This window comes from [Borrelia] tanukii, from assembly GCF_030439725.2.
Classification (GTDB): Bacteria; Spirochaetota; Spirochaetia; order Borreliales; family Borreliaceae; genus Borreliella; species Borreliella tanukii.
On record NZ_CP124034.1, the window covers coordinates 730,860 to 757,397 of the forward strand.

General features: G+C 28.6%; 27 protein-coding genes, 2 tRNA genes and 1 other RNA gene. 29 read left to right on the forward strand and 1 reads right to left on the reverse strand.

The annotated features are described in order from the left end of the window. Nucleotides 1–7 precede the first annotated feature (7 nt). The 14 genes from QIA27_RS04005 to rnc all read left to right on the forward strand — a co-directional run bounded on the left by QIA27_RS04005 (nt 8) and on the right by rnc (nt 10,244). Nucleotides 8–544, forward strand: a complete 537-nt coding sequence (locus QIA27_RS04005) for a Dps family protein (protein WP_301403641.1) — start codon at nt 8–10, stop codon at nt 542–544. Nucleotides 545–621: 77 nt separating this feature from the next. Next, nucleotides 622–2,631: an elongation factor G gene (gene fusA, locus QIA27_RS04010; protein WP_301403642.1), complete on the forward strand. Its 2,010-nt coding sequence runs from the start codon at nt 622–624 to the stop codon at nt 2,629–2,631. A 278-nt stretch (nt 2,632–2,909) separates the two neighbouring features. Continuing rightward, nucleotides 2,910–4,118, forward strand: a complete 1,209-nt coding sequence (gene badR, locus QIA27_RS04015; protein WP_301386508.1) for a host adaptation transcriptional regulator BadR — start codon at nt 2,910–2,912, stop codon at nt 4,116–4,118. A gap of 62 nt (nt 4,119–4,180) precedes the next feature. Continuing rightward, complete coding sequence (gene ffh / locus QIA27_RS04020; RefSeq protein ID WP_301403643.1) at nt 4,181–5,515, forward strand: signal recognition particle protein; 1,335 nt, start codon at nt 4,181–4,183, stop codon at nt 5,513–5,515. Nucleotides 5,516–5,527: 12 nt separating this feature from the next. After that, nucleotides 5,528–5,788, forward strand: a complete 261-nt coding sequence (rpsP, locus tag QIA27_RS04025; protein ID WP_006068830.1) for a 30S ribosomal protein S16 — start codon at nt 5,528–5,530, stop codon at nt 5,786–5,788. Beyond that, entirely contained in the window at nt 5,789–6,037 is a 249-nt protein-coding gene (locus QIA27_RS04030; protein ID WP_301403644.1) for a KH domain-containing protein, read from the forward strand. Nucleotides 6,038–6,040: 3 nt separating this feature from the next. Then, nucleotides 6,041–6,541: a ribosome maturation factor RimM gene (gene rimM / locus QIA27_RS04035; RefSeq protein WP_301386510.1), complete on the forward strand. Its 501-nt coding sequence runs from the start codon at nt 6,041–6,043 to the stop codon at nt 6,539–6,541. After that, nucleotides 6,538–7,257, forward strand: a complete 720-nt coding sequence (gene trmD, locus QIA27_RS04040) for a tRNA (guanosine(37)-N1)-methyltransferase TrmD (protein WP_301354074.1) — start codon at nt 6,538–6,540, stop codon at nt 7,255–7,257. Before rimM ends, trmD begins: the two co-directional genes overlap by 4 nt. Beyond that, nucleotides 7,235–7,600, forward strand: a complete 366-nt coding sequence (gene rplS, locus QIA27_RS04045) for a 50S ribosomal protein L19 (protein WP_301354075.1) — start codon at nt 7,235–7,237, stop codon at nt 7,598–7,600. Before trmD ends, rplS begins: the two co-directional genes overlap by 23 nt. 365 nt (nt 7,601–7,965) lie before the next feature. Next, nucleotides 7,966–8,505: a hypothetical protein gene (locus tag QIA27_RS04050; protein ID WP_301403645.1), complete on the forward strand. Its 540-nt coding sequence runs from the start codon at nt 7,966–7,968 to the stop codon at nt 8,503–8,505. A 1-nt stretch (nt 8,506) separates the two neighbouring features. After that, nucleotides 8,507–8,998, forward strand: a complete 492-nt coding sequence (gene coaD / locus QIA27_RS04055; protein ID WP_301354079.1) for a pantetheine-phosphate adenylyltransferase — start codon at nt 8,507–8,509, stop codon at nt 8,996–8,998. 61 nt (nt 8,999–9,059) lie between these two features. Continuing rightward, entirely contained in the window at nt 9,060–9,242 is a 183-nt protein-coding gene (rpmF, locus tag QIA27_RS04060; protein ID WP_002557290.1) for a 50S ribosomal protein L32, read from the forward strand. A gap of 22 nt (nt 9,243–9,264) precedes the next feature. Further along, complete coding sequence (acpP, locus tag QIA27_RS04065; protein WP_006068702.1) at nt 9,265–9,507, forward strand: acyl carrier protein; 243 nt, start codon at nt 9,265–9,267, stop codon at nt 9,505–9,507. Then, on the forward strand, nt 9,507–10,244 hold the full coding sequence (gene rnc, locus QIA27_RS04070) for a ribonuclease III (RefSeq protein WP_301354080.1): 738 nt from the start codon (nt 9,507–9,509) through the stop codon (nt 10,242–10,244). Before acpP ends, rnc begins: the two co-directional genes overlap by 1 nt. On the opposite strand, the gene QIA27_RS04075 is transcribed toward rnc, so the two are convergent. After that, nucleotides 10,215–11,447, reverse strand: coding sequence for a CCA tRNA nucleotidyltransferase (locus QIA27_RS04075; protein ID WP_301386512.1), 1,233 nt, complete (start codon nt 11,445–11,447; stop codon nt 10,215–10,217). The genes rnc and QIA27_RS04075 overlap by 30 nt on opposite strands. Before the next feature lie 118 nt (nt 11,448–11,565). Here QIA27_RS04075 and QIA27_RS04080 point away from each other — a divergent pair, with 118 nt between their 5' ends. The 15 genes from QIA27_RS04080 (at nt 11,566) to rodA (ending at nt 26,516) form a co-directional block, all read left to right on the forward strand. Further along, entirely contained in the window at nt 11,566–13,338 is a 1,773-nt protein-coding gene (locus QIA27_RS04080) for a hypothetical protein (protein ID WP_301403646.1), read from the forward strand. Nucleotides 13,339–13,343: 5 nt separating this feature from the next. Beyond that, nucleotides 13,344–13,667: a hypothetical protein gene (locus QIA27_RS04085; protein WP_301354086.1), complete on the forward strand. Its 324-nt coding sequence runs from the start codon at nt 13,344–13,346 to the stop codon at nt 13,665–13,667. A gap of 88 nt (nt 13,668–13,755) precedes the next feature. Then, nucleotides 13,756–13,829: transfer RNA gene (locus QIA27_RS04090), tRNA-Thr, on the forward strand. Between the two features lie 4 nt (nt 13,830–13,833). Further along, nucleotides 13,834–13,915, forward strand: a tRNA-Tyr gene (locus QIA27_RS04095). A gap of 224 nt (nt 13,916–14,139) precedes the next feature. Further along, complete coding sequence (gene mltG / locus QIA27_RS04100) at nt 14,140–15,171, forward strand: endolytic transglycosylase MltG (protein ID WP_301403647.1); 1,032 nt, start codon at nt 14,140–14,142, stop codon at nt 15,169–15,171. A 5-nt stretch (nt 15,172–15,176) separates the two neighbouring features. Continuing rightward, on the forward strand, nt 15,177–16,958 hold the full coding sequence (gene dnaG / locus QIA27_RS04105) for a DNA primase (protein WP_301403648.1): 1,782 nt from the start codon (nt 15,177–15,179) through the stop codon (nt 16,956–16,958). Nucleotides 16,959–16,961: 3 nt separating this feature from the next. Next, nucleotides 16,962–18,857: an RNA polymerase sigma factor RpoD gene (rpoD, locus tag QIA27_RS04110; RefSeq protein ID WP_301403649.1), complete on the forward strand. Its 1,896-nt coding sequence runs from the start codon at nt 16,962–16,964 to the stop codon at nt 18,855–18,857. 14 nt (nt 18,858–18,871) lie between these two features. Further along, nucleotides 18,872–19,630: a zinc ribbon domain-containing protein gene (locus tag QIA27_RS04115; RefSeq protein WP_301354093.1), complete on the forward strand. Its 759-nt coding sequence runs from the start codon at nt 18,872–18,874 to the stop codon at nt 19,628–19,630. A 26-nt stretch (nt 19,631–19,656) separates the two neighbouring features. Next, nucleotides 19,657–20,012: RNase P RNA component class A (gene rnpB / locus QIA27_RS04120), an RNA gene on the forward strand. Nucleotides 20,013–20,036: 24 nt separating this feature from the next. Next, nucleotides 20,037–21,005: a tetratricopeptide repeat protein gene (locus QIA27_RS04125; protein WP_301354095.1), complete on the forward strand. Its 969-nt coding sequence runs from the start codon at nt 20,037–20,039 to the stop codon at nt 21,003–21,005. Between the two features lie 10 nt (nt 21,006–21,015). Beyond that, nucleotides 21,016–22,065 (forward strand): rod shape-determining protein, encoded by a 1,050-nt coding sequence (locus tag QIA27_RS04130; RefSeq protein WP_002557301.1) that lies wholly within the window; start codon nt 21,016–21,018, stop codon nt 22,063–22,065. Between the two features lie 3 nt (nt 22,066–22,068). Next, nucleotides 22,069–22,914 carry a rod shape-determining protein MreC gene (gene mreC, locus QIA27_RS04135; protein ID WP_301354098.1) on the forward strand — a complete coding sequence of 282 codons (846 nt, stop codon included), beginning with the start codon at nt 22,069–22,071 and terminating at the stop codon, nt 22,912–22,914. After that, on the forward strand, nt 22,914–23,396 hold the full coding sequence (locus tag QIA27_RS04140; RefSeq protein ID WP_301403650.1) for a rod shape-determining protein MreD: 483 nt from the start codon (nt 22,914–22,916) through the stop codon (nt 23,394–23,396). Before mreC ends, QIA27_RS04140 begins: the two co-directional genes overlap by 1 nt. Beyond that, a complete protein-coding gene (gene mrdA, locus QIA27_RS04145) occupies nt 23,396–25,195 on the forward strand; it encodes a penicillin-binding protein 2 (RefSeq protein WP_301354100.1) in 1,800 nt (599 codons plus the stop codon). The genes QIA27_RS04140 and mrdA overlap by 1 nt, the downstream gene beginning before the upstream one ends. 4 nt (nt 25,196–25,199) lie before the next feature. Beyond that, on the forward strand, nt 25,200–26,516 hold the full coding sequence (gene rodA, locus QIA27_RS04150; RefSeq protein WP_301386619.1) for a rod shape-determining protein RodA: 1,317 nt from the start codon (nt 25,200–25,202) through the stop codon (nt 26,514–26,516). Nucleotides 26,517–26,538: the final 22 nt, after the last annotated feature.

Genomic DNA, 26,538 nt, shown 5'->3' on the forward strand with positions numbered 1-26,538 from the left:
GATAGTTGTGGAAAAGTATTTAAGTTATATAAAAAAAGATGATTTAGAAGAGATACACTTAAAGTTACAAGAACTTTTAGCAAGTTTACATATTTTTTATTCTAATTTAAGAGGTATTCATTGGAATATAAAAGATACTAATTTTTTTGTTATTCATGAAAAAACCGAAGATCTTTATGGATATATTGAAAAGATTATTGATATTGTTGCAGAACGTTCAAGAATGCTTGGATATGATTCTGAATTTAGATATTCTGAATTTATAAAAAAATCCTTTATTAAGGAGCTTGACGTTGAATCAACTTCTGATTTTTTACTTTCAATGCAAAGTATTGTTTGCGGTCTTACTGAGATCTTGAAAAATATTTTTGGAATGAGAAAATTGATTGATACCGCTTGTGATTATGGTACTGCTAATATTATGGATGACATTATGAGTGATCTTGAAAAGCATTTGTGGATGCATAAGGCATTGCTTGAAAATTGTGATTGTTTTTGTCACGATGATAACGACTCTAAATGTTGCGAGTGCGATATAAAATAACAATTTTATTAAAAGGTTTAACTTATACCGATGCTTAGTTTATCTGTATTAAGGCTGTAGTTGTTGTTGGGGATTTTATGGGGATTAGAAATATTGGAATTATGGCTCATATTGATGCCGGCAAGACTACTACTACAGAAAGAATTATTTATTATACTGGCAAAAGTCATAAAATGGGGGATGTAGATTCAGGAAACACTGTTACTGATTGGATGCCTCAAGAGCAAGAAAGAGGAATTACTATTAGTTCAGCTGCTATTACTTGCCATTGGAAGAATTGCCAAATAAACATTATTGATACTCCAGGGCATGTTGATTTTACCGCAGAAGTTGAAAGATCTCTTCGAGTTCTTGATGGGGGTGTTGTTATTTTTAGTGCTGTTGATGGAATTCAAGCTCAAACAGAAACTGTTTGGAAGCAGGCAGAAAAATATGAAATTCCTCGACTTGCTTATGTTAATAAGATGGATAGATTAGGTGCTAATTTTTTTAAAGTTGTAGGAGATATCGAAAATAAGTTTAAAACTATTCCTTTAATCTTGCAGATTCCAATTGGAAATGAAAGCAATTTTGAAGGAGTAGTTGATATTATTTTAAATAAAGAGCTCCATTTCTCAATGGAAAATGGAATTCCAAAATTAACTTATAGCCAAATTAGAGAAGAATTTATTGAACAAGTAACTTTTTTTAAGAAAAAGTTAATAGACATTCTAAGTCAATTTAGTGAAGAAATTACTCAATTATTTCTTGAAGATAAAGAAATTAGTTTGGATATTATTAAGAGTGAGATTAGAAGAGGTACTATTTCTAGATTTATTGTTCCTGTTTTAATGGGAACTAGTTTAAAAAATATTGGAATAGAACCTTTGATTGATTCGATTGTGGATTACTTGCCAAGTCCTTTTGAAAAAAGTTTTGATGCTTTTTCTTTAGATGCAAATAAAAAAATTTTAGTTGATCCTAATGAAAACAAAAAGTTGTCAGCTCTTGTTTTTAAAGTTCAATATTCAAGTGTAATTGCTGCGCATCTTTATTTTGTTAGAGTTTATTCTGGCGAGATCAATTCTAATAAAAAAATTTTCAATGCTTCAAATGGTAAGCGTGAAAAGTTTACAAAAATTTTTAGAGTTTTTTCAAATAAAAATGAACAAATAGATTTTGTGAAAACAGGTGATATTGGCGCTGTTTTAGGATTAAAGTTTTCTGTTACAGGGGATACTCTTGTTGAAGAAAACAATAATGTTTTGCTTGAATCTGTTATGTTTCCAGAACCAGTTGTCTTAATGTCTGTTGAGCCTGAAAGATCATCAGATGAGGTTAGACTAAAGGAAATTTTTGAAATAATATCGAAAGAAGATCCTACTTTTAGTTATTCTGAGAGCAAAGAAACGGGACAATTGATTATATCTGGAATGGGTGAATTACATCTTGAGATTATTTTGACAAGAATTAAAGATGAATTTAATCTTAATGTTTACACGGGAAAACCTCAAGTAAGTTACAGAGAGAGTGCTGGTAAAATTGTAGAAGAAGTATTTGAATTTAACAATATTTTTGCTGGCAAAAATATTGATTTTAAAATTGGAATAATCATTAAACCTTTGTCACGAGGCGAAGGAAATAAAATCGGTTTTGAATGTAATGTTGATTCTGCAATTAAGACCGCAATATCAAGGGGAATTACAGCTGCATTTGTAAGCGGAGTTTTTGGATACCCTATTATTGATATTAATGTTAGCATTTTTTCTATTGTTTGTGAGACTGGTAAGATTAGTGCAAGTGCTTTTGAATCAATTTCAGGATTTGCTTTTCATAGCATTTTTCAAAAATCAGATCCTATTAAACTTGAGCCAATAATGTTATTAGAAATTAGAACACCTATTGAGCATACAGGAGAAATTATTTCTACATTAAATGTTATAGGGGGTGTTATTCATTCAGTTAGCAATATTGGAGAGTATGATTTGATAAAATCAGAGGCGGCTTTTGAGAAACTTTTTGGGTATGCTTCTATTTTAAGAAGTTCTACTAAAGGGAGAGGCAGTTTTACTATGGAATTTTCTTATTTTAAGGAAAAAGTAAGTTAAAGTTATTGGTTTTTAAGGCAAAATGGTTTTTCTTGTGTTTATTATTTTTTAAATCTAATTAATTTTTATTGATGAGTTTTTATGTAAAAATGATTTTATTCCTTTTTTGTCAAGCTATAAGTTTTTGATAGTTTATGAGCGTGATATTATGATGTAAAATATTTTTTAGCCTTATAAAGGGATGTTTGTCTTTTAAAAATAGATATAACTATTATATTGGCTTTTTTGATGTGATATTTTATAATATTTTTTTATTTTAAAAATAAAGGAGGTGTATTATGCAGGGTGAAAATATGGTTTCAATTAGAGGTGGGAATAGAAGAAAAATTCTTCTTAGTTTGAAAAATATGCAATATTCAAGAACAGACTTAGCTCGTAAATTAACCTTAACAAATGCTGCAGTTACTATTTTGACTAATCAAATGATAAAAGAAAATCTTTTGATTGAAGTTGGATCTAGAGTGTCTGATGTTAAAAGACATGGACGAAAAGAAATACTTCTTGATATTAATAAAGATTATGCGTATTCAATGGGAGTTATTATTTCTAGCAATTATTTTCAAATAGGTATTGCTAATCTTAAATGTGAGGTTTTAATAAGTGAAACCCATTCTTTTGAGCCCCCAGTTAGTGCTTATGATATTTTAGAAAAAATAAAAGATCATATGATAGAAATTATTTGGAAACATAATTTCTCAAGAGATAAGTTTATTGGTTTAGGTTTTAGTATCACAGGGTTAATAAAAAATAAAGAATCAGGCATTGTTAACGACAGTTATGGAGCATGGATTGAAAAAGATGTTCCTGTTAAGAGAATACTTGAGGAATATTTTTCACTTACAGTTTATCTTGAAAGTTATGTTAAAAATTTATCTCTTGCCGAATTTATGGGTAGGAATATAGATAATATTATGTTTTTCGACTACACAGATACTGCCGAGCTTTCGATTTGGTCAGGTGGTAATGTTTATCCTGGTTTTAATAATAAGTCAGGCATGGTCAGCCATATGATAATTGATTATGAAGGAGAAAAAAATTGTCCAACTTGTGGTAATAAGGGTTGTGTTAATATGCTAATATCTAATTTTGCTTTGCAGAGATTGATTTCAAAAGAATTTATGAATGGTGAGATTCCTGAGCTTTATGAGAAGTATGAGGGTAGATTGAAAAAGGTTACAATATATGATATTTTTTCTCTTTATGAAAAATATGCTTTTATAAATAAAATTATGGAAGATACGGTTAAATATTTAGCAATAATTATTATCAATATTCAAAGAATGCTTGATTTTAATTATTTGGTACTCTATGGTCAAAGTTTTAGATTAAAAGCTTTTTTTGATTTGTTAAAAGAAGAAATTAAAAAGCGAAATAAAGAGAATATAGTATTAAAGCTTAGTTCATTAGATACTGAAGTTTCTGTTGTTGGACCGGCTTCTAGTGTTATTTTTAATAAATTTTATTTGACAGGAGGAGATATTGATTAATATTGCCTTTTTTTGTATCTTATATTTGATAAGATTATTTTTGAGAATAAAGGTTATTTTTAATGCTTGAAAGTTTGGGATCAAATTTTAAGAACTTTATAAACTATCTTTCTGGAAAGTCTACAATAAATGATAAAAACATTGCAGAGGCTATTGAGATTATTAAAAATTCTTTAGTTGATGCTGATGTTAACTTAAGAGTTGTAAGGCGTTTTTTAAATTCTATAATTGAAGAGTCCAAAGGAGTAAAAGTTTTAAGGGGCATTGATCCTAAATCTCAGTTTATTAAAATTGTCAATGATAATCTTGTTAAATTTTTGGGAGGCAAAAATTATGAGCTTAGTTTGCATCCTGTCAATAAACAATCTTATATTCTTATGCTTGGACTTCAAGGTTCTGGCAAGACTACAACATGCGCTAAGCTTTCTTTAAGGCTTAAAAAAGAAAATAGAAAGGTACTTCTTGTAGCTGCTGATACATTTAGAGCAGCGGCCGTAGAGCAGTTAAAAATATTGGGTAGCCAAATAGGTGTTCCAGTATTTTCACTTGAAGGAGAAAAAGATCCTATTAAAATTGTTAAAGCGTCTATGAGGTTTGCTGAGTCTGAGTTTTTTGATTCTGTAATAGTTGATACTAGAGGGCGACTTGAGGTTGAATCTTTGTTAGTTGAAGAGATAAGAAAAATCAAGGAGATTTTGCAGCCCGCAGAAACCATTTTGGTACTAGACTCTATGATGGGTCAAGTTGCGGTAAATATTGCTAAGGAATTTAATGAAAATGTTGGACTTACCGGTGCAATATTTTCTAAGTTTGATTCAGATACTAGAGGGGGTGCTGTACTATCGTTTAAAAGTATTTGCGCAGTTCCTATTAAATTTATTGGTGTTGGAGAAAAAATTGAAGATCTTGATTCCTTTTACCCAGAAAGAATTGCTTCTAGAATTCTTGGTATGGGGGATGTTGTTAGTCTTGTAGAGAAGGTTCAAAGTGTTGTTGACAAAGAAGAGGCTATTAAGCTTGAGGAAAAAATTAATAAAGCTAGTTTTAATTTTGAAGACTATCTAAGCCAATTTAGACGCATGAGGCAAGTGGGAGGGTTTTCTAATTTTGTAAGTTATTTACCAGGTGTTTCAAAATCAATGTTGAATGCTGATAACTTAAATGAAGAAATTTTTAATAAAGAAGAAGCTATTATTCTTTCTATGACTAAAAAAGAAAGAATAAACCCGGTGATTTTGAACAATCCTTCAAGAAAAAAAAGAATAGCTTTGGGAAGTGGAACAACCGTTTTTGATGTTAATAAGCTCATAAAAAAGTTTAGTCAAACAACTTTGTTTATGAAAAAAATGAAAAATAAAGATTTTCAAAATAAGATTGCGTCCCTTTGGGGAAAATAAGGAGGAATAAATTTGAGCGTTAAGATAAGATTGAAAAGAATGGGAGCTAAAAAAAGGCCTTATTATAGGATTGTAGTTATGGATTCTGCTTCTCCTAGAGATGGTAGAGCAATTGAAGAGCTTGGTTATTATCATCCTGTTGAAAAGCAAAAGCAAATAAAAATTAAGGAAGATAGAATTAAAGATTGGATAAGCAAGGGAGCAATTTTAAGTGATACAGTGAAAATGCTTTTAAATAAAAACAACTTGAATGCGAAAAGTCAGGAGGTTTAGATGAAAGAGTATGGGAATGAAATTGAACTTATAGAGTTTGTAGTAAAGTCTCTTGTAGATAAACAAGATGAAGTGAAGCTAAATGTAATTGAAGGGGAAAAGTCAACTATTTTAGAATTAAGGGTTTCCCAAAGCGATGTAGGTAAGATAATCGGAATACGAGGTCGTATTGCACGAGCTATTAGAACTTTGCTTGGAGCTTGTGCCGCTAAAACCAATAGGCGAGTGCAATTAGAAATATTAGATTGATTTATGTTTATTAAAGGCGTGATACTATCGTCTTATGGAGTTAATGGGTATGCTAAGGTTAAAAGCATATCCAATAATTTTGATGATTTCATTAACCTAAAAAACAATAAGGTTCTTTTAAAAAAAAACAATAGTTTTTCCATTGAAGTTAAGGTTGTAGATGTTAATGTAAAGAATAATTCCTTATTTTTAAAGTTTGAAGGGATTAATACTCCAGAGTTAGTTAAGCCTTTGATTGGTTTTGAATTGTGGGTTGATGATTCGCTTGCATCTAGCTTAAAGGAAGGCGAATATTATTTGGGAAAATTGATTGGCTATGCTATTGTTAATGACAATAAAAAGCTAGGAGAAGTTGTAGCTTTCTTTGAATATTTAAATAGTGTATTCCTTGAAGTCAAAGCGGGTATTAAGTTTTTTTTTATTCCTTTTTTGAGCATTTATATTGGAGATATAGATGCAGAAAAAAAAACAATTGAGCTTAAGGTTTTAGATCTTTTAAGATGAAGTTTACAGTTATATCCCTTTTCCCAGCAATAATTAAACCATTTTTTGAAAATTCAATAATGAAAAAAGCTATTAACAAAGGAATAGTAAGTTTTGAGCTTATTGATGTTAGGGATTTTTCAAAAGATAAGCATAAAAGATGTGATGATTTGCCTTACGGAGGCGGTGCTGGGATGGTATTAAAGGCTGAACCCATGTCTTTTGCCCTTGAGCATGTAGAAGCTACTAAGAAAACAACAATATTTTTAAGTCCTTCTGGCAAAAAGTATACCCAAGAGCTGGCATATTCCTTGTCAAAAGAAAAAGAAATTGTTATAATTTGTGGAAGATATGAAGGGATTGATCAGCGTATTATAGATTTATATGTTGATTTTGAGATTTCTATTGGAGATTATGTTTTATCTTCAGGAGAGATCGCAGCTCTTGTTTTAATAGATAGTGTATATAGATTGCTAGATGGAGTAATAAATCCTAATTCTTTATTAGAAGAATCATTTGGTGTGAAAAGTGGGTTACTTGAATATCCCCATTATACCAGGCCTTATAATTTTATGGGGATAAAGGTTCCAGAAGTTCTTATTTCAGGGCATCATGAAAATATAAAGAATTGGAGGCTTTTTAAAGCTAGAGAAAAAACTAAGAAAAACAGATATGATTTATACCTTAAATATTTAGAGATAATAGGAGAAAATAATGGATTTGATAAGAAAAATTGAAGCTCAAAATAAGAAAAGTGAGGCTTTTGTCTTTAATGTGGGAGACACTGTGAAGGTTGTTTATAAAATCATTGAAGGTAGTAATGAAAGATTGCAGAGTTTTGAGGGGATTATTATTTCTTTTCAAAATAAGGGAATTGGCAAAACATTTTTGGTTAGAAAAATTTCTTCAGGAATAGGTGTTGAAAAAATTTTTCCAGTATATTCTCCTATTATAGAAAGAGTTGAAGTTTTAAGAAGAGGCAAGGTTAGAAGAGCAAAGCTTTATTATATGAGGAATAGAATCGGTAAAGCTGCTATGAAAATTAAGGAGCGTCTTAATGTTAAAAAAGTTAAGCATTAATTTTTAAGTTATTTTAAATATTTTAGTAAATTAAGTCATGAAATAAAGCAAATTGGATTTTAATTAAAAATTATTTTTGAGTAGTCTTTTGTTTTGTAAATTTTTATTCAAAATTCAGGGTTTTTGATGTTCTAAAAAATAATTTTGGTAATCTTAAGCGTGTATTTATTGCTATTAAAAGCATTAATTAGTAATTCTTATTAATTTTAATGCAAGCTAAAGTGTATTTTTGTCTTTAAAAAAGCTAAAGGTTTAAAATTTTGATTTGTTGAAAAACTTTTAAGTTGTGTAAGTAATTTTGTCTTTAAAATTTTTATTTTTTTGGAGAGTAAATATTTATTTGTTATCGTTAGGGAGAGTTGATTTTGAAATATACTCAAAGTAAGTTTAAGGGTAACAATTTTCAGAAATTCAATAAGCGTTTTTATGGGTTTAAAAATAGAAGATTAAATTCTGAGAGTAAAAGTCAAAATGTTGCCCCAGTAAACAGTTCTAATAATAGATCGACTGTTTTGAATGCAGATAAACAAAATGTTTTTAAGGGTAAATTTAGAAGAAAAAATATAAAATTTAAAACAAGAATAAATCTTGATGTTACTTGTTGTATTTGTGAAAAAAAAATAAATGATCTTGTTTTCAGTATGTCTTTAAAAGTTGAAAATGAAGATAAGCCTGTTCATTTTGATTGTATTATCAACAAATTAACGGTTGAAAATAATCTTTCAAGTAATGAAAAATTAGTTTATAGGGGTGTTGGTAAATTTTTTATTGTGGATACCTCTTCTAGAGGCGAATATTTATATTTCAAAATTATTAAAGAAATTGAATTTGAAAATTTAGAAGAACAACCAATATGGCGCAAAAAAATTCTTAAAGATGTTAATAAAGGGTTTAGGATTTGGTGATATGAAGGTGGCAGTTTTCCCAGGATCTTTTGATCCAATTACTTGGGGCCATATCGATTTAATTAAAAGATCATTGGCTATTTTTGACAAAGTTGTTGTTTTGGTTGCTAAAAATAAATCAAAACAATACTTGCTAAGTGATAGCGAGAGGTTTGATCTTACAAAAGATGTTATTTTGTCTTTAAATTTTTTAAATGTATTTGTAGATAGGTATAGTGGCTTTATTGTTGATTATGCATTAATTAATTCTATTAAATTTATTGTTAGGGGAATTAGAGCTTTTAATGATTTTGATATAGAGTTTGAGAGGTATCTTGTTAATAATAAGTTAAATTTTAAAATTGATACTATATTTTTACCAAGTAGTGCAGAGCATTTATACATAAGGTCAAATTTTGTAAAGGAATTGATGATGAAAAAGGATGTTGATCTTTCTCATTTTGTTCCAGAATTGGTGTTTAATAGATTGAAATCTAAGTTTATTGACAAATGACTTGGTTAATATATATATTATTAAGATAATTTAATCTGTTTAAAAGTAGTAGGAGAAAGTAATGGCTGTTCCAAAATTTAAGCCTTCAAAATCTAGGAGTAGAACAAGGCGTAGTATAAATATGAGGAAAAAAATTCCGCAATTTCAGGAATGTTCTAATTGTGGCAATCTTGGAGTGAGACACAGAATTTGTTTAAAGTGTGGATATTATAGGAATAATCAATATCTGGAAATAGGTTTGTAGTTGTAGCAAGGAAGGTATGTTCATGGATAATGATGAAATTTTTAGCAAGGTTAGATCTATTATATCTGAGCAACTTGATAAAAAAGAAGATGAAATTACTCTAGACTCTAGATTTGTTGAGGATCTTAGTGCAGATAGTCTTGATATTTATGAGCTTTTGTATTTACTTGAAGAGGCTTTTGATGATAAGATCCCAGAAAACGAAGCTAATGAATTTGAGACGGTAGGTGATGTTGTTAATTTTATTAAAAAGAGAAAAGGTTGATGAAAAAAAATTCTTCCGATTTTTGTTTTGGTAGTGAAAGAAAAGCTCAATTGAGTGAATTTTTGGAGAATTTGAGCATTGATTTTAATAATTTTGATTTATTAAATACAGCATTGAGCCATTCGTCTTATTCTAATGAGCTGGATCAAAAATCTGGCAATAATGAGAGGTTAGAATTTTTGGGAGATTCTGTGCTTAATTTGATTATCACAGACCATCTTTATAAAACTTATCCAAATAAAAGTGAAGGAGAGCTTAGTAAGGCTAGATCTTATATTGTTAGTGAAGATTCCCTATCTAGTATTGCTAGAGAGATTGATCTTGGTTCTTATATTTTACTTGGAAGAGGGGAGGAGAGTAATGATGGTCGCAATAAAAAAGGCATTCTTGCCGATGCTATTGAAGCTCTTGTAGGTGCTATTTATCTTGATAGTGGGTTTTTGGTGGCAACAGAATTTGTGGTTGGGCTTTTTGACATGTACATAAGATTAATGTTTAATAGGGGTGATTTTAAAGATTATAAGAGCTTGTTGCAAGAATATGTTCAAAAGAAATATAAAATCTCGCCAAATTATAAACTAGACAAGGAAATAGGTCCAGATCATGATAAAGTCTTTTGTGTTGAACTTTATGTTGGAGAAAAGTTTATATCAAACGGAAAGGGTAAATCTAAAAAGGAAGCCGAAATGAGAGCGGCCGAAGTAGCTTTAAAAGCCATGGAAGATATTAATCTTTAAGGTTTTTATTTTATTTATAAGATAATTTTTGGTATTAAGCTTAGGATTTTCAATTACATAGCTTAGCAGTAGGTTTAAGATTTTACCTATATTTTTATTTTCTATTTGTTTTAAATTTTGAATATCTTTCCCGTTTATTTTTAAATCTTTTAAAGAGAGAGGGCTTTTTAGCAATTTTTTTCTTTTTATATTTTTTATTATAAATAAATATTTTTTATTTTTCCCTTTTAGTGCTTTGTATATATCAATTATTTCTTTATAATGTTCTCTTGTGCTTTTGCTAAGCAAGTACCTAATATCACTTAATTTTTTAACATTAAAAATGTTGTTATTATCGATTATGCTTCTATAAAATAAAATTAACCTAATTTCTTTATTTGAGAATTTAAGTAAAGTTAATTTTTCTTTTAGTTCTTTTACAGGTTTTTTAATTGTTAGTATAGTGATTGCCTTTAGATAAAATTTGTCTTTGCTAAGTAGAGCAGTTTTTTTTATTAATTTTGTTTTTATTTCTAGATTGAAAAAATTCTTAAAAAAATTGATTTTTTTAAGATAATAAATTCCTTTTTGTATATTTGCGCCTTCTAACAATTTGTGAAATTCATTTTTTATTCTTTCCTTTGAAATCATTAAAATATTTTCTTTTTTGTATTTCATTGAAATTAAAGTATTTTTTTCGATGTTAAAATTAAGTGTGGATGAAAATCTTGCTGCTCTTAGTATTCTAAGGGCGTCTTCTTCAAATCTTTTATTTGGGTTTCCTATGCATCTTATTATTTTCTTATTAAGATCTTTTTTCCCATCATAGTAATCTATTATGTTAAAGTTAAAAATATCCATTGCAATTGCATTGATTGTAAAATCTCTTCTTTTAAGATCTTTAATTAAATTTCTAGTATATTCTACTTTTTTTGGAGCTCTGTTGTTTTCATATTCTTTTTCTATTCTGTATGTAGTGATTTCAAAAATTTTTTTATTAAAAATAATACCAATTGTGCCATGTTTTATTCCTGTTTTAATGTTGTTTGGGAATAATGTTATTATTTCTTCGGGAGTTGCATTTGTTGCAAAATCAAAATCGCAAGGTTGTTTATTAAGTAGTAAGTCTCTTAAAGCGCCTCCAACTAAATAAAATTCGTAGTTGTTTTTTTTAAATATTTTACCAATTTTAATTATGTTTTGATTATTCTTGCCCAAATTCATATAAAATTATATTATAGTGTAAATATTTTTTTTCTGAAATTGATTTACAATTTTAATTTATTTGAAGTATGTTGTAAGTAGTACTTTTATTTTTTTAAAATGGTTTTATTGAGGTTTTATGAGTGGTAATAACAATAGTGTATACAACGCTATAGGTCAGCTTTCAAAAGAGACTAAAAATAGGTTGATGAATGATATAAGAAAAAATTTAGGCTTAAATTCTTCTGAGTTTGTTTTGCCAAATTGTAGCAATGAGCCTTATGTTGATTCTCAGCTTGAAAAATTTCTTTCAGGGCGTTTAATGGAAGAATCATTTCTTATAAGAATGTGGTTAACTATTTTAAATTTTTTTCAGAAGGATAAAAGTAAAGAAGATATTTATAAAAGTTATGTTATAAAAAACCTGGAAAATCAAATTAATGAAATGTGTAAAAATCCAGTAATAGATTTTAAGAGAGAATGCTTGTATATTGGCTTTGTAGAAATGTTTTTTGGTGTTTGTCGATATTCAATGGAATTGAAAGAATTTTTTAGGAAATTAGAAAAAGGTGGCGTTGTTGTTGAGCAAACTATTTTAGAAATTATTCAAAATAAAGTTCTTAATTCCAAGAAAAATTTGGAAGATTTTTTGGATGAAGGTGAATATGCGCTTTTTCTAAAAAAAGAAAAGACTCAAAATGATTTAGAAGAATCTCTTAAGGTCAAGATAAATGAGTATATTAATTCTATTCCATCTAGTACTTACAGAACTGTCTCTGATATGTTTGAATTTTATTATGTTTTTAATAGTTTGGCGTTTTTCCCTTACAAGTCTTTTTTTTCATTTTTCAATGTAGATCTTTTAGATAATATTGAAAGTATGAGTATCGTTGATCTTGAGGTTGGATTTGGAACTAGTTTTTCAAGTGTTAGTAAGTATTTGAATTATTTTTTTGACATTTTGTATACATTAAAAGATATTGAGATAGATGAGGATATTGTTAAAAGTATTATATCAAATTATTTTTTAATATCTGATGATATTAGTAATTCAGAAATAATTTCAAGAGAAGATCATTTATCTCGAGTAGAATATGTATTTAAAAATGTTTTATCTGTTGTATCTAAAATTGTTGGTTTGTCGAGAACTTTACCTTATTTAGATGTTTTTAGGGTGTATTGTAAAAATCCGGTTGCATCTCCTAAAAAATATGTGCCCTTTTTTGATGTGAAAAATTTTTATGAGAACATTTTATTTTTGAATGTTATGGGTCAGGCTATCAAAAGGCGTGATAGCTCTTTAAAAGTTCTTGTTATCAAGGAAATAAAAAGTCTTGTTAGAGATCCTAGCGTAATTTTAAATTTAAAGGGTGAGATTTTTAATGAATTAGATCTTAGTCATTATAGTTTTAAAAAATTATATTTTCTTAATGATTTTTTTAAAAACATATATGATGTTAGAATGGTGGAGGTTTTAAGAACTATAAATAATGTCGTGCTAATTAATAATCATGATTTGAGAAATATATATGTTGACATTGAAAATAATATTACTGCTTTGAAAAAAGAAATTTATAATATTTACTTTGAGATTGATTATAAAAATGAAGAGTTTGAAAGGCATAAAAGAGAGAGCAAAATTGATGACTCTTATAAGGAAAAGATTTTGAAGTGGTGCTTAAATGAATCGACTTCTATTGATAAGATTTCAAATAGATTTGTAGATTATTTTATTGAGCTTAAAAAAAGATGTTTGACTCTTTTGGAAAATCATAATGTTTTTATTCGAAAATCTTTAACAGTTTCTTATAAGTCAATGGTAAATGAAAATAAAAAAATTACATTAGCTGATGTTATTGGCAATCTTTTAGAAATCATCGATCAAGCACTTTTTATAATAAAAAATTTATAAATCCCATGGAAGCTTTTAAAGTAAAAAATCTAAGACGTTTTTCAAATTTTATTAGAACTTTGGTTATTGTATTGTTTTTAAATTCTTTGTTGAGTTTATTCGTTTTTTTGGCTGGTTCTTACAATATTTTTGTTTACAATTTTCAGAAATTTTATCTTGATCTTACTATTGTTTTAAGCTCTGTTTCTTTTGGGCTTGAATCTACTAGACTGATATTTTTTTATTTATTGAGAAATAAAAAAATTAATTATTATTTAATTTTAATTTTTAGTTTTATGATTTTTTTTTGTGCCCTTGTTTTTAAAATTTTTCTTTCTGGCAACAAATAGATTAATAGAAAGATTGCATTAATTATTTGCCATTATTATATTGACTAATGAATTTTATTTTTATAAACTAACTATTAGTTTGTTATTTGCCGACTTAGCTCAGCTGGCCAGAGCAGCGGTCTTGTAAACCGCAGGTCGTCGGTTCGACTCCGACAGTCGGCTTTTAGGGGCGGTACCGAAGTGGTTAACCGGGGCAGACTGTAAATCTGTTGGCTTTGCCTACGTGGGTTCGAATCCCACCCTCCCCAATTTAGTTAAATTATAAGAAATTACCTTTTTGTAATTTTTAGATTGCAATCTTTTTGATTGTAATCCTTTAAATGTGATATATCGTTTCATTATGGTGCTTGTACTTTTGTCTATTTAGAAAAGTTATTTTTATTGGTTATAAGTATAACGTTAGTATCAATTAAAATTTTAATTGATACTAGTGAGTAATTAGCGAATACTTTTGTTTGGCTAGGAGATTCTTGTGCTTATTAAAATTGGGAAAGTATTTATTCTTTTGTTCTTTTTAGGATCTATTTTGTCAATTTTTATATATTTTTTAAATCTATCTTCTTTAGAAAATGGTTTAGTTTATGAATTTGATGTTGAGAAAGGTTGGGGAGTTAAAAAAATAGCTAAAGAATTGAAAAAACAAAAATTAATTAAATCCGAATTGCTTCTTGTTTTTATTTCGTATATTTTTGGCAGTGACAAACAATTTAAAGAGGGAAGATATTCAATCAATGGTAATCTTTCTACATTTGAGATATATAAAGAGTTTTTAAAGGGATCTTCTAATGTAAATATTGATGTTACAATACCTGAGGGGTATACTAGCAGAAGAATTGCTTTTAAGCTTAAAGAATTTGACGTCATTGACGATGTTCAAGATTTTATTTTTTTGATCAACGAAAAATCGTTTATTTATGAGCTTGGATTTGATTATGATTCTCTTGAAGGATTTTTATTTCCAGATACTTATAAATTTTATAAGGGTATAGAAGTAAAGAATATTGTTCGTATGTTTGTCGATAATTTTTTGAATAAGCTTAAATCTATAGGTGTTGTTTTTAGTGATTATTCAAGTAAAGATCTTTATAACAGAGTAATAGTAGCATCTATTGTTGAGCGTGAGTATAGGGTTAAAAGTGAAGCTTCAATAATGTCTTCGGTTTTTTATAATAGAATAAAATCTGGTATGGCATTACAATCTTGTGCTACTATTGAGTATGTTATTACAGAGGAGCTAGGACGAAATCATCCCAAAAGAATTTATTTTTCAGATTTAGAGATAGATTCTCCTTATAATACATATGTTAATAAAGGGTATCCCCCCACTCCAATTTCAAATGCTGGTATTATTTCTTTACAAGCAGCTTTTTTCCCAAAAAATACACAGTATTTATTTTTTGTGGTAAAAGACTCTAAATCGGGGACACATAAATTTTCATCAGATTATTCTTCACATCTTCTAGGGGCAAAAGATTATATTAAAAATTTTATTACTAAGGATTAAGGAGTATGAAGTATTTACAAATTACAGCTTCAATTAAATCTAAATTTGATATTGTAGCTATTGTGGAACAGTATATTAAGCTTGTTAAATCGGGATCTACTTATAAAGGGCTTTGTCCTTTTCATGCTGAGAAAACCCCTTCTTTTTTTGTAAATTCTTTGCAAGGATATTTTTATTGTTTTGGATGTAAAAAGGGTGGGGATGTTATTGGATTTTTAATGGATATGGAGAAAATCAATTACAATGATGCTCTTAAGATTTTATGTGAAAAATTTGGTGTTTATTATAATGATTTAAAAATAAGTCGAGAAAGTGAAAAAAAAAATGAAGATAAAGACACAGTTTCAAAAATTTACTCATTAAATTCTAGATTAATCAATACTATTAAATTTTTTTTGAATAAAAACAAAAAAGCTTTAGATTACGTTTTAAAAAGTAGAGCAATATCTAAGGAAGTCGTTGATTTATTTGAACTTGGATATTTACCACTCAATGTTAAAGATGGTTTAGAGCTTTATGATTTTTTAGTTTCAAAAGGATACTCTTCTGAAATACTGAGAAAAAGTGGCTTATTCTCAAAGACAACTCCCAAAGCTTCTATTTTGTCTCAAAGATTGATTTTTCCAATTAAAGATTTTAAAGGAAACGTTGTTGGTTTTGGGGGTCGAGATTTAGATGGCAAAGGTTCTAAGTATATTAACTTAAGCGAGACTGAAGTTTTTAAAAAAAAGGAACTTCTTTATGGATTTTATGAGGGGTTTGATGAGATTAAATCTACAAAGTCAGTTATATTGGTGGAAGGATATATAGATGTTCTTGCTTTTTTTACATCTGGGATTAAGAGAGCCGTATCTACTCTTGGCACTTCTTTTTCAAAAGAACATCTGGCTTTGATTCAAAGATATGCTGATGAGATAATATTTTCTTTTGATGGCGATGATGCTGGACTTTCTGCAACTTTAAAAGCTTATCAAATTTGTTTGCCATTTAATATTAATGTTAGTGTTGTTAAAATGGATGTTGGTCGTGATCCTGCAGATATTCTTAAAGATGAAGGTGAGGGGTTTTTACAGGAAATTTTAAATAATAGATGTGATGCTTTTGACTATCTCTTAGATGTTTATTCTAATAAATATGATTTAAATAAAACTGTAGATTTAAATGCTATGATTAATTTATTTTTAAATTTGATAAATTTATCAAAAGTAGATACTCAGAAAAAAATTTTTTTAGACAAGCTAAGCAATAAGCTTGGTATTGGCGTGACAACTTTATTAAAAGATTATTATAGAATAAAAGAAAGATTTGTAGTTGACAATAATAAAAGAAATTTGTATGCTCATAATGATGATTCTTATGAGAGGTATCTGATAGTAGCTTTGTTGAAAAATTTTAGTTATTTTGGTATAATAAGGCGCAATATTATTGATAGTGATTTAATTGATATTAATGCTAGAAAAACTTTTATATGCTTTGAAGATTTATTTGAAAATAATGAAGATTTTTCATTAATGGATTTAAAAAGAAATTTAAAGGACAGCTATAAAGTTAGTGAGTTTTTTTTTGAAGAAATTTTAAATTCTGAATTTGAAGTGGATGATGAGACACTCATTCATGTTTTGCTTGCAATCAAGAGGAGAAAATTAGATTCTCGTGTTTTGCTTTGCAAAAGAAAATGTGATGAGGACTCTTTGGTGAATGCTAAAGTTCAAATAAATGAATTAATGTTTTTAAATATGCAGAGAAAAAATTTAAAAATCTATATAGACGATGTTCCAGGGAGTTGAATTTTGTCGGATTTGGAAAAGAAATATTCGAAGCTGATAGAGGGTATTGTTACTCATTTGGGAGATAGAAAATCTCTTAGTTTTAGTGAATTATCAAATTTGCTTCCCGATGATATATTAGAACCAGAGATCCTTGATTGTATTTGCTCAATACTTGAAGATAGGGGAATAAGGTTGGTTAATAAAATTTCGGAATTAGATCTGGTAGGAGCCGAAGATAGAAATGATGAAGAGGAAGAGGTGGAGATTGAATCTGATAGAAATTTTATGATTTTAGACGATGGTTTTCAAAGTGATGAGGAAGATGTTGATATTGATGGCAAACTGGATGATTGTGATGAAGAAGATATTTCTGTTAAGGATGATTTGGGTTCAGGGTATATTAAAAGTAATGCCTTAAAAGATAGTCATTCAGAAGATCCAATAAAGCTTTATTTAAAGGAAATAGGAAAAGAGTTTTTATTAACGGGGAATCAAGAAGTTGAACTTGCAAAGCAAATGGATTCTGGAGAAAGCATAATTGAGAATATTCTTAAAAATGAAGGACTTGTTATAGAAAACTATTATAATCTTGTTAATACTATTTATTCAAGAATGGAAAGAGAAGAGTTTTTTAAAAGAGAAAAAGATAAAGATAAAGAAAATAATCCTGATTATTATAATAAAAAAAAAAGAATTGCCTCTTTTTATAAAGTTCCTTTAAAACCAATTCAAGATCGTTTAATAAGTTATGTAGATAATAAGCATAGGGTATATGAGCTTGGGGGGGATATTTTTGAAAAGAATTTAAAAAAGGAAAGATTAGCCTTAAAAGAGCTTTTACGAGACATTCCTTTATATCAAGATGAACTAAGGATTTTTTCAGATGATTATATTGACTCTGCTAACAAAATAAAGGATTTGCAAAGGCAGCAAAGAATAATTCTAAGTAGGTTGAAAATTGAAAAAATAAGAGACTTGAGAGTGCTTGGAAGAGATTTGACTATTGCTGAGAAAAGAATAGAGATTGAAAAATCTCTTAAACTTAAAGAAGATGCTATTAAAGAGCAGATTACAGAAGCTCAGCTTGCTCAAAAAGAACTTGAGAGAATTGAAATGTATTATGAGTATCCAATGGATAAAATAATAAGCATGTCAGAAGAGATTGCTAAGGGAAAACAAATGATGCAGCATGCTAAAGATCAGTTGATTAAGGCTAATTTAAGGCTTGTTGTAAGCATTGCTAAGAAATATGCAAATAGAGGTCTTCATTTTTTTGACCTTGTTCAAGAAGGTAATATTGGATTAATTAAAGCTGTTGAAAAGTTCGAATATAAAAGAGGTTTTAAGTTTTCAACTTATGCTACTTGGTGGATTAGACAGGCTATAACAAGATCTATTTCTGATCAAGCTCGAACAATTAGAGTTCCTGTTCATATGATTGAACAAATAAATAGGCTTAATAGGGAAACTAGATATTTAATTCAAGTTTTAGGGAAAGATCCTACAGATGAAGAGCTTTCAGACAGACTTGGATGGGAGCTTAAAAAGGTTAAAACTGTAAAAAGTGTTTCAAGAGAGCCCGTTTCTCTTGAAACGCCAATTGGAGAAGAGGAAGATTCTGTTCTTAGTGATTTTATTGAGGATAAAGCAATAAAAAATCCTGCAAATCACACGTCCTTTGTGGTTTTGCAAGATCAAATAAGAGCAATTCTTGGAACTCTTCCTGAAAGAGAACAAGAAGTTGTCAAAATGAGATTTGGGCTTGAAGATGGCTATTCTTTAACTCTTGAAGAGGTTGGACTTCATTTTAATGTTACAAGAGAAAGAATTAGGCAAATTGAATCTAAGGCATTAAGGCGGCTTAAAAATCCCAAAAAAACTCAAAAATTAAAAGATTATCTTGAAGATTTAAATTAAACATGGGAGGGTTGATGGATAATAATATTGATACATTAAAAAAACTTGAAGTTATATATAAGTCTAAGTTTGAGCTTGAAGAAAGACGAAAAAGTATTCCCAAATATTTGGAGATGAAAAAAATTCAGATTGAAGAATTATCGAAAGTTCTTATTGATTTGCAACAAAAGTTTAAGGAATATCAAAGAGAAGACTCTGCTTTAAAGTTAGATATTTTAGATATTAATTCAAGAAAGAGTAAGGCAGAAGAAAAAATTGATAGCATTAAAACACAAAGAGAATATGAAGCCCTTGAAAAAGAGCTTCAGGTTATTATTGACGATGAAGTTACAATTAGAAAAAAGATGACACATGTTAATGGACTTAAAACTAAAATAGAAAAGGAAATGTTAGATGTTACCGAGAAACATGGCAAAGAAGAAGAATGTTTTAGGGCTGAAAGCAATAGTTTAGAGTTAGAGCTTTTAGAAATTGAAAAGAAACTTTTAGAAATAGAGAGTGAAGAGTCAAATTGTGCTTCTAAAATGAATGAAGATTTTTTATTTAAATTTCAAAGGATAATAAGAAATAAATCAAACGGAGTTGTGCCTTTGATTAATAATGTTTGTAAAGGCTGTCATATGATACTTCCTGTTGAATTTGCAAATAAAGTAAGACGTGAGCCCAACGATATTAAATTTTGTCCTTATTGTAGTAGAATACTTTATTATCAGGATAAAATTCGAATAAGTGATGAAATAATTCCTGGTAGTTTAGCAGATCTTATTGAATAAAATTTGTTAATTTGATATTTTTTATTTAAGCTGGCAGTCAGCCATCGCTTAGTTTTATAATAATTAAAGCTTAAGAGGAAAGTCCGAGCTCCAATAAGAACATAATGCTAGGTAATGCCTAGGGGTTTTTTAAACCTAAGAAAGTGTCGCAGAAAATTACCGCCATAAAAGGTAAGGGTGAAAAGGTGAGGTAAGAGCTCACCGCTTATTTAGCAATAAATACAGGCAAGATAAACCTCATTAGGAGCAAGATCAAGTATGTAAGCTTCCTTTGTTCTTGAGGATATGCTTACGGGTAGATCGCACGATTTTTTTAGCGATAAAAAAACAAGAGAGATGATGGCATAGTACAGAACTCGGCTTATGGGTGTCAGCTTAATTTCATAAGTCTAAAAGAGAGTTTTAAATGGAAATAAGATATTTAAGATATGTTTTTTATTCATTTATGATTTTCATTTTTATTTTTTTAATTTATTATATTTTATTATATTTCAAATCTTTTTCTAATTCTTATTTGAAAGCAGGACCAACAGAAGTTGATTTGCTTTCGTTGTGGGATAAAAAAGAATATAAAGAAATAATAGATTATGCTGAGAATGACATTAAAAATCATAGATTTGATTTTAATTTAAATTTACTTTTGGGATTTTCATACTTTTATTATTCTTTAATAGTAAATGAAGAATATTTGAAAGGAGAATTTTTAGATAAATCTATAGAAAGATTAAGATTTTTAATCTCTATAAATGATGGAGTCTCTATAGGCCCTTTGTATTATATATTGGGAAAAGCATATTCTCATAAAGGAGAGTTTTATAGCGAACTTGCTGTAAAATTTTTGAAGAAGGCTTTAAGTGTTGGTGGTTTTGATTTCATGAACATTAAAGAAGATGTTTTTGAGTATTTGGGGTATTCGTATCAGCTTTTAAGAGATTACAAGTCTAGTTTAAAGTTTTTTGAAAAAGCCTACAATGAAAATAAATCTGATTTAGTGCTTTGGAGTTTGGCTTATGTTAATTACAAGCTGAATGATATAAATAAAAGTGTAGAGTATATAAAAAAAATAATAGAAGAAGAAAAAGTAAAATTGTCAAAGGGTGAGAGAACGGACGAAAATTTAATTCAAAAGGTATATTTGCTTTATGGGGACATTCTATTGGATAAGGGAGACTATGATGGTGCTTTTAATTACTATAATAAAGTTCTAGAAATTAATAGTTCAAATTCTAGCGTTTATGTTAAAATAGGAGATATATATAGGAAGAGAGATAAAGATTATCCTAAAGCTAGAAAATACTGGAGAGAAGCTCTCAATCTTAATCCTTATTTAGAAGCAGCAAGAGAGAGGCTTGGAATTACTTTGGAAGATTTTTAGGGAGGTTGATTTGAATTTGTTTAAGTCTTTTTTGATAGATATTGGTATTGATCTTGGAACATGTAATACGTTGGTTTATATTAAAGATTATGGTGTGGTTATGAGTGAGCCTTCTGTTGTTGCAATAGATATTACTAAAGGTAATAAAGTCGTTGCGGTTGGTCGAAATGCTAAAAAAATGCTTTGGAAAACTCCAGAAAATATTAAAGCTGTGCGTCCACTCAGAGACGGAGTTATTGCTGATATTGAGAATACAGAGAAGATGATTAAATATTTTATTAATCAAATTTTTTCTCGTAAGAAATTGTTTTTTAAGCCAAGAATGGTAATAGGTGTTCCAACTTGCATTACAGAGGTTGAGCGAAGAGCTGTAAAAGAGAGTGCAATGAATGCTGGTGCAAGAGAAGTTAAGGTAATAGAAGAATCTCTTGCAGCTGCTATTGGATCTGATATTCCTATTTTTGAACCTACAGGCCACATGGTGTGTGACATTGGGGGTGGAACTACAGAAATATCGGTTATTTCTCTTGGCGGCATGGTTGTAAGTAGGGCGATTAGAACCGGTGGTGATGAATTTGATGAGAGCATAATAAAGTACATGAGAAATTCTCATAATATTATAATTGGTCAACAGACAGCAGAAAAATTGAAAATTAAGATAGGAAATGTATATCCTGATATTCAAAATTTGAGGGTAGAAAAAATAGATATTAAGGGTACAGATGCTGTAACTGGTCTTCCTAGAAAGCAACTTGTTGATTCTATGGAAGTAAGGGAGTCTTTACAAGAGCCTATTAATGTTGTTGTTGATGAAGTTAAGCGTACTCTTGGTGCAACACCCCCAGAGCTTGCCACAGACATTGTTGAACGCGGCATCATTTTAACAGGAGGAGGAGCTCTTCTTAAGGGTTTAAATAGGCTTCTTTCAAAAGAGACCGGAGTTCCTGTTTACGTTGCAGATAATCCGCTTCTCTCTGTAGCTGTTGGTGCTGGATTATTTTATGATTACGCTAATAGAATAGATATTAGTAAAAATATTTACAGTTTTATCAATGAATAAGTTATGAATTTTCTTGTCAAATTCAAGAATTTTATCAAAGTGCTTTTAGTATTGATAGTTTCTCTTGTTTTTATGATTTATGATTCAAGCAGTGTTCAAAGAAAAAAAACTGATAATTTTTTGTTTTTTACTCTTAATTCTTATATTCAAAGTAGAATGCATGAGGTTTTTAGTTTTATTTCCAATGTTTTTGAAACCGTAAATGAATATAAAAATTATAAGGACAAGATAGAATTTTATAAAAAAAGGATACAACAGCTTGAAATAGTAACTCAGAATATACAGTCACTAAGGCAAGAGAATGTTCGTCTTAAAGAGCAATTAAATTTTTATTCATCAAGTTCTAGCGATTTTATTTCAGCAGAGATTATATATTTAAATTATTCAAATATATCGACTTTAATGGCTATTAACAAAGGATTCAATGATGGGATAGAAAAGGATATGATAGCAGTTGCTTATCAAGACGGCTTTAGTGGTCTTGTAGGCAAAGTTGTAAAGGTTTATTCTAATACTGCTAAAATTTTGCCTTTGACCAATTATGAAAATTTTGTGTCTGCAAGGATTCAAAGTAGCAGGTTTATAGGTCTTGTAGAAGGTAATGGTTATGGCAAAAAACTTGAAATGAATTATGTTAATAAACTTGCTGAAAAAGATTTGAAGATAGGTGATTCTATTGTTACTGCTGGGTTTAGTGAATATCCAGTTGGCATTTATATTGGAAAGATTACAAATTTTCATATTCTTGATTACAATTCTCTTTTAAAAATAGAAGTAGAACCAGCAATAGTTTTAGATAAGCTTGAGTATGTTTTTCTTGTTAAAAACAACAAAGAGATTGGTAAATAATGGCAGCATTTTTAACATATTTTATTTCTAGTGCATTTTTAGGTAAAATTTTTCAACACTATTTTGCAACTTATTTTTATTTTTCAATAGATATTTTTTTAATTTTTCTAGTTTTTAATTCTTTGAATTTTATTTTTAATGTGGGATTATTATCTAGCATTTTATATGGTCTTCTTATGGATTATTTTACAGGACTGCCACTTGGATTTTTTGTTTTTGGGTATACATTAATATTTTATTTTAACAATAAAATAAAGTTATTGATGCCTAAGAATATGCTTAGCATGACAATATTTTTTATCTTTTCAAAAGTTATGTTATGGTTTTTGGCTATTGTATTTTATGATTTTATAGATTTAAAATCTTTTAATTATTCAATTTTTAACCTTGACCTTGTTGTAAATATAATGTTTATTAACTTTTTGTATCCAATTCAAAATTATTTTACTAGAAATTTTTATTCTTTTAAAGAGGATTATTAGTGGGTGTTATAACAAATTTTAGATACAAATTTGGAATATTTTTCTTAATAGTAATTATGCTGTTTTATCTAGCGATTTTATTTAAAATGCAAATTGGTAAGCATTTGTTTTACGATAGGGAGGCCAATGTTTTTTTATCGAGATTGGAAAAAATCAATGCCTCAAGGGGTGAGATCTTAGATTCTAATTCCAATATTTTGGCAAATAATTTAACCATGTTTGTTTTAAAGATAAGTTTGCAACAATATTATAATATGCCCGTTGCTACTAGAATTGAGATGGTAGACTTTTTGTCAAGCACTCTAGATATTGATAAATCTATTATTTTGTCTAAGCTGCAAGAGCCTGGTGGATATCTTAAAGATGTTGAAATAATGGAACTTACTCCAAAAATGTTGTTTAGAATTTCTGAAAAAAAGTTTGATTATCCTGCTCTTTTATGGACTTATTCTTTTAAGCGCAACTATTTAGTTGATGATTCATATTCACATTCAATCGGTTATGTTGGGCAAATAAATCAAAGAGAGCTTAGAACGTTTTATAATGTTAGTGGTTATGACAATACTTCTACGATTGGAAAGTTGGGTATTGAACAAGTTTATGATAATTATATTAGAGGGCAAGAGGGATTAATTAAATACAAAGTGGATTCTAAGGAAAGAAAAATAGATGACGGTTCTATCATAAAGAATATGGTTCCAGGTAATGATGTTGTACTTAATATTAATAAAGATATTCAAGATCTTGCTAAGAATGCTTTGGGCAAAAGGCATGGCTCTATTGTTGTATTAAAACCATCAACAGGTGCTGTTCTTTCTCTTCACAACTATCCTTACTATTCTATGAGAGATGTTTACAATAAACATAATAAGGAAGATTACTCTTTTTTAAACAAAGCTATTCAATCTGTTTATCCACCGGCGTCTATTTTTAAGTTAGTTGTTGCTGCTGCTATTCTTGAGGAGAGAGTTATAGATAAAGATCGTAAAATTTATTGTCCTGGATATTTTAAAGTTGGAAATAGAATTTTTCATTGTTGGAAGCCCGGTGGTCATGGGTATGTTAATTTAGAAGAGGCGATTGCACATTCTTCTAATGTTTATTTTTATACACTTGGACTTAAGTATCTTGGGGTTGATAAAATTAGAAAATATGCAAAAGAATTTGGGTTTGGAGAAAAAACAGGAATTGATTTGCCAAATGAAGTATCTGGTCTACTTCCTAGTCCCGAGTGGAAAGAAAAAACTTTTAATCAATCTTGGGTAGGAGGAGATACTGTAAATTTTTCAATAGGTCAAGGATTTTTGAATGCTACCCCTATTCAGATTGTTAATATGGTTGCTATGATTGCAAATGAAGGTGTTGTATATAAGCCTAGAGTTGTAAATAAAATTTTAAAGGGCGGTACGAATGAAATTATTCTTGAGAATAAGCCAGAAATACTAAAAAAGACAAATCTTATTAGTAAGAACACATTTAAGCTTCTAAAAAAATATATGAGGAGTGTTGTAACTTATGGTACAGCAAAATATGCAGTTATTACGAAAGCTGTTAAGGTTGGAGGCAAAACAGGTACTGGTCAAACTGGTATAGATGGTTTTGAAAATAGTTCTTTTATTGGACTTGCTCCTTATAATGGCTCAGCTGATAATCAAATTATTGTTTTTAGTTTGGTTGAGGCAAAAAGCAATGTAGATTGGTGGCCTGCAAAATCTACAGATTTAATAATGCAAGGTATTTTTGCAAATCAAAGTTATGAAGATATTCTTAAAGGCTATAGGCCTTGGTATATTAGGTAGATTAATGGTTTTTAGGAAAAATTATGATTATTTAGCTTTAATAAGCTTATTTATAGTTTCTTTTGTTGGTATATTGTTGATTTATTCTAGCGATTATAATATTAGTGGGTCTTTAACTAAGAATGAATATATAAAACAAACCTTTTGGGTAATTATTGGATTTTTTTTGATTTTTATAGTGGGTAAATATGATTTAAAATTTGTTTATAGCATGGTATATCCTTTATATTTTTTATTAATATTAGCTTTAATTTTTACTGCATTTTTTGGAATGACTGTAAACGGAGCAAGGTCTTGGATTGGTATATGGAAGTTTGGAGGGCAGCCTTCTGAATTTGGTAAAGTTATTATTATTTTAACACTTTCAAAATTTTATGCTGAAAAAAAAGGTTATAATGAATTTTTTATTTTTATTGCTGCATTTTTGTTAATTTTTCCATCTGTAATTCTTATATTATTGCAACCTGATTTTGGTACAGCGATAGTATATTTAACCATTTTTATATTTATTTCTTTTTTTGCAGGAATAGACTTACATTATGTTTTAGCATTTGCATTGACAGGGTTTTTATCTTTTGTTTTTGCAATTTTACCGGTTTGGTATGAATATAAAGTAAATATGGGTAATGTATTTTATCTTATTTTTTCAAATCCTTTTTATTTTAGAGTAGTAATGGGGGTGTTGCTTTTAATACTTTTGATTTCTGTTATAGGATTTTTTATTGCTAAATATGGTTTGAGTATTAAAATAATTTATTTTTATGTATTTTTTGCAAGTTCTATTTTATTGGTTTCAATAGTGTTTTCAAAAGTCCTTTCAAAGTTAATGAAGACTTATCAGATTAAGCGGTTTTTAGTATTTTTAGATCCGGCTATTGATGCTAAGGGCGCTGGTTGGAATTTAAATCAGGTTAAGATAGCAATTGGTTCTGGGGGTCTTTTGGGCAAAGGATTTTTAAAAGGACCTTATACCCATGCTAATTATGTGCCATCTCAGAGCACAGATTTCATTTTTTCTATTCTTGCTGAAGAGTTTGGATTTTTAGGTGTTAGTACGATTTTAATATTATTTTTTTTCCTTTTTTTTAAATTTTTGATAATAATGAATAAAAGTCAAGATAGATATATGGCTTTAGTAATATCTGGAATTTTGGGACTTTTGTTTTTTCATACTTCTTTTAATGTTGGAATGTCTTTGGGAGTTCTTCCTATTACTGGGATTCCTTTTCCCTTTCTCTCTTATGGGGGTTCTTCTACTATTACATTTTTTTTAGCAATGTCTTTTTATTTTAATATTGAATCAATAGTTGCTATGGATTGAGAATTTATTTTCATTTTTTTGT

Coding starts and splice junctions, on each gene's coding strand:
- trmD (WP_301354074.1), top strand. CDS start 6,538: ATGAAGTTTACAGTTATATCCCTTTTCCCAGCAATAATTAAACCATTT.
- rnc (WP_301354080.1), top strand. CDS start 9,507: ATGAAAAAAAATTCTTCCGATTTTTGTTTTGGTAGTGAAAGAAAAGCT.
- QIA27_RS04085 (WP_301354086.1), top strand. CDS start 13,344: ATGGAAGCTTTTAAAGTAAAAAATCTAAGACGTTTTTCAAATTTTATT.
- acpP (WP_006068702.1), top strand. CDS start 9,265: ATGGATAATGATGAAATTTTTAGCAAGGTTAGATCTATTATATCTGAG.
- mreC (WP_301354098.1), top strand. CDS start 22,069: ATGAATTTTCTTGTCAAATTCAAGAATTTTATCAAAGTGCTTTTAGTA.
- QIA27_RS04115 (WP_301354093.1), top strand. CDS start 18,872: ATGGATAATAATATTGATACATTAAAAAAACTTGAAGTTATATATAAG.
- QIA27_RS04125 (WP_301354095.1), top strand. CDS start 20,037: ATGGAAATAAGATATTTAAGATATGTTTTTTATTCATTTATGATTTTC.
- QIA27_RS04030 (WP_301403644.1), top strand. CDS start 5,789: ATGAAAGAGTATGGGAATGAAATTGAACTTATAGAGTTTGTAGTAAAG.
- QIA27_RS04140 (WP_301403650.1), top strand. CDS start 22,914: ATGGCAGCATTTTTAACATATTTTATTTCTAGTGCATTTTTAGGTAAA.
- QIA27_RS04075 (WP_301386512.1), bottom strand. CDS start 11,447: ATGAATTTGGGCAAGAATAATCAAAACATAATTAAAATTGGTAAAATA.
- ffh (WP_301403643.1), top strand. CDS start 4,181: ATGCTTGAAAGTTTGGGATCAAATTTTAAGAACTTTATAAACTATCTT.
- rpmF (WP_002557290.1), top strand. CDS start 9,060: ATGGCTGTTCCAAAATTTAAGCCTTCAAAATCTAGGAGTAGAACAAGG.
- rplS (WP_301354075.1), top strand. CDS start 7,235: ATGGATTTGATAAGAAAAATTGAAGCTCAAAATAAGAAAAGTGAGGCT.
- fusA (WP_301403642.1), top strand. CDS start 622: ATGGGGATTAGAAATATTGGAATTATGGCTCATATTGATGCCGGCAAG.
- rimM (WP_301386510.1), top strand. CDS start 6,041: ATGTTTATTAAAGGCGTGATACTATCGTCTTATGGAGTTAATGGGTAT.
- badR (WP_301386508.1), top strand. CDS start 2,910: ATGCAGGGTGAAAATATGGTTTCAATTAGAGGTGGGAATAGAAGAAAA.
- dnaG (WP_301403648.1), top strand. CDS start 15,177: ATGAAGTATTTACAAATTACAGCTTCAATTAAATCTAAATTTGATATT.
- rodA (WP_301386619.1), top strand. CDS start 25,200: ATGGTTTTTAGGAAAAATTATGATTATTTAGCTTTAATAAGCTTATTT.
- QIA27_RS04080 (WP_301403646.1), top strand. CDS start 11,566: ATGAGTGGTAATAACAATAGTGTATACAACGCTATAGGTCAGCTTTCA.
- coaD (WP_301354079.1), top strand. CDS start 8,507: ATGAAGGTGGCAGTTTTCCCAGGATCTTTTGATCCAATTACTTGGGGC.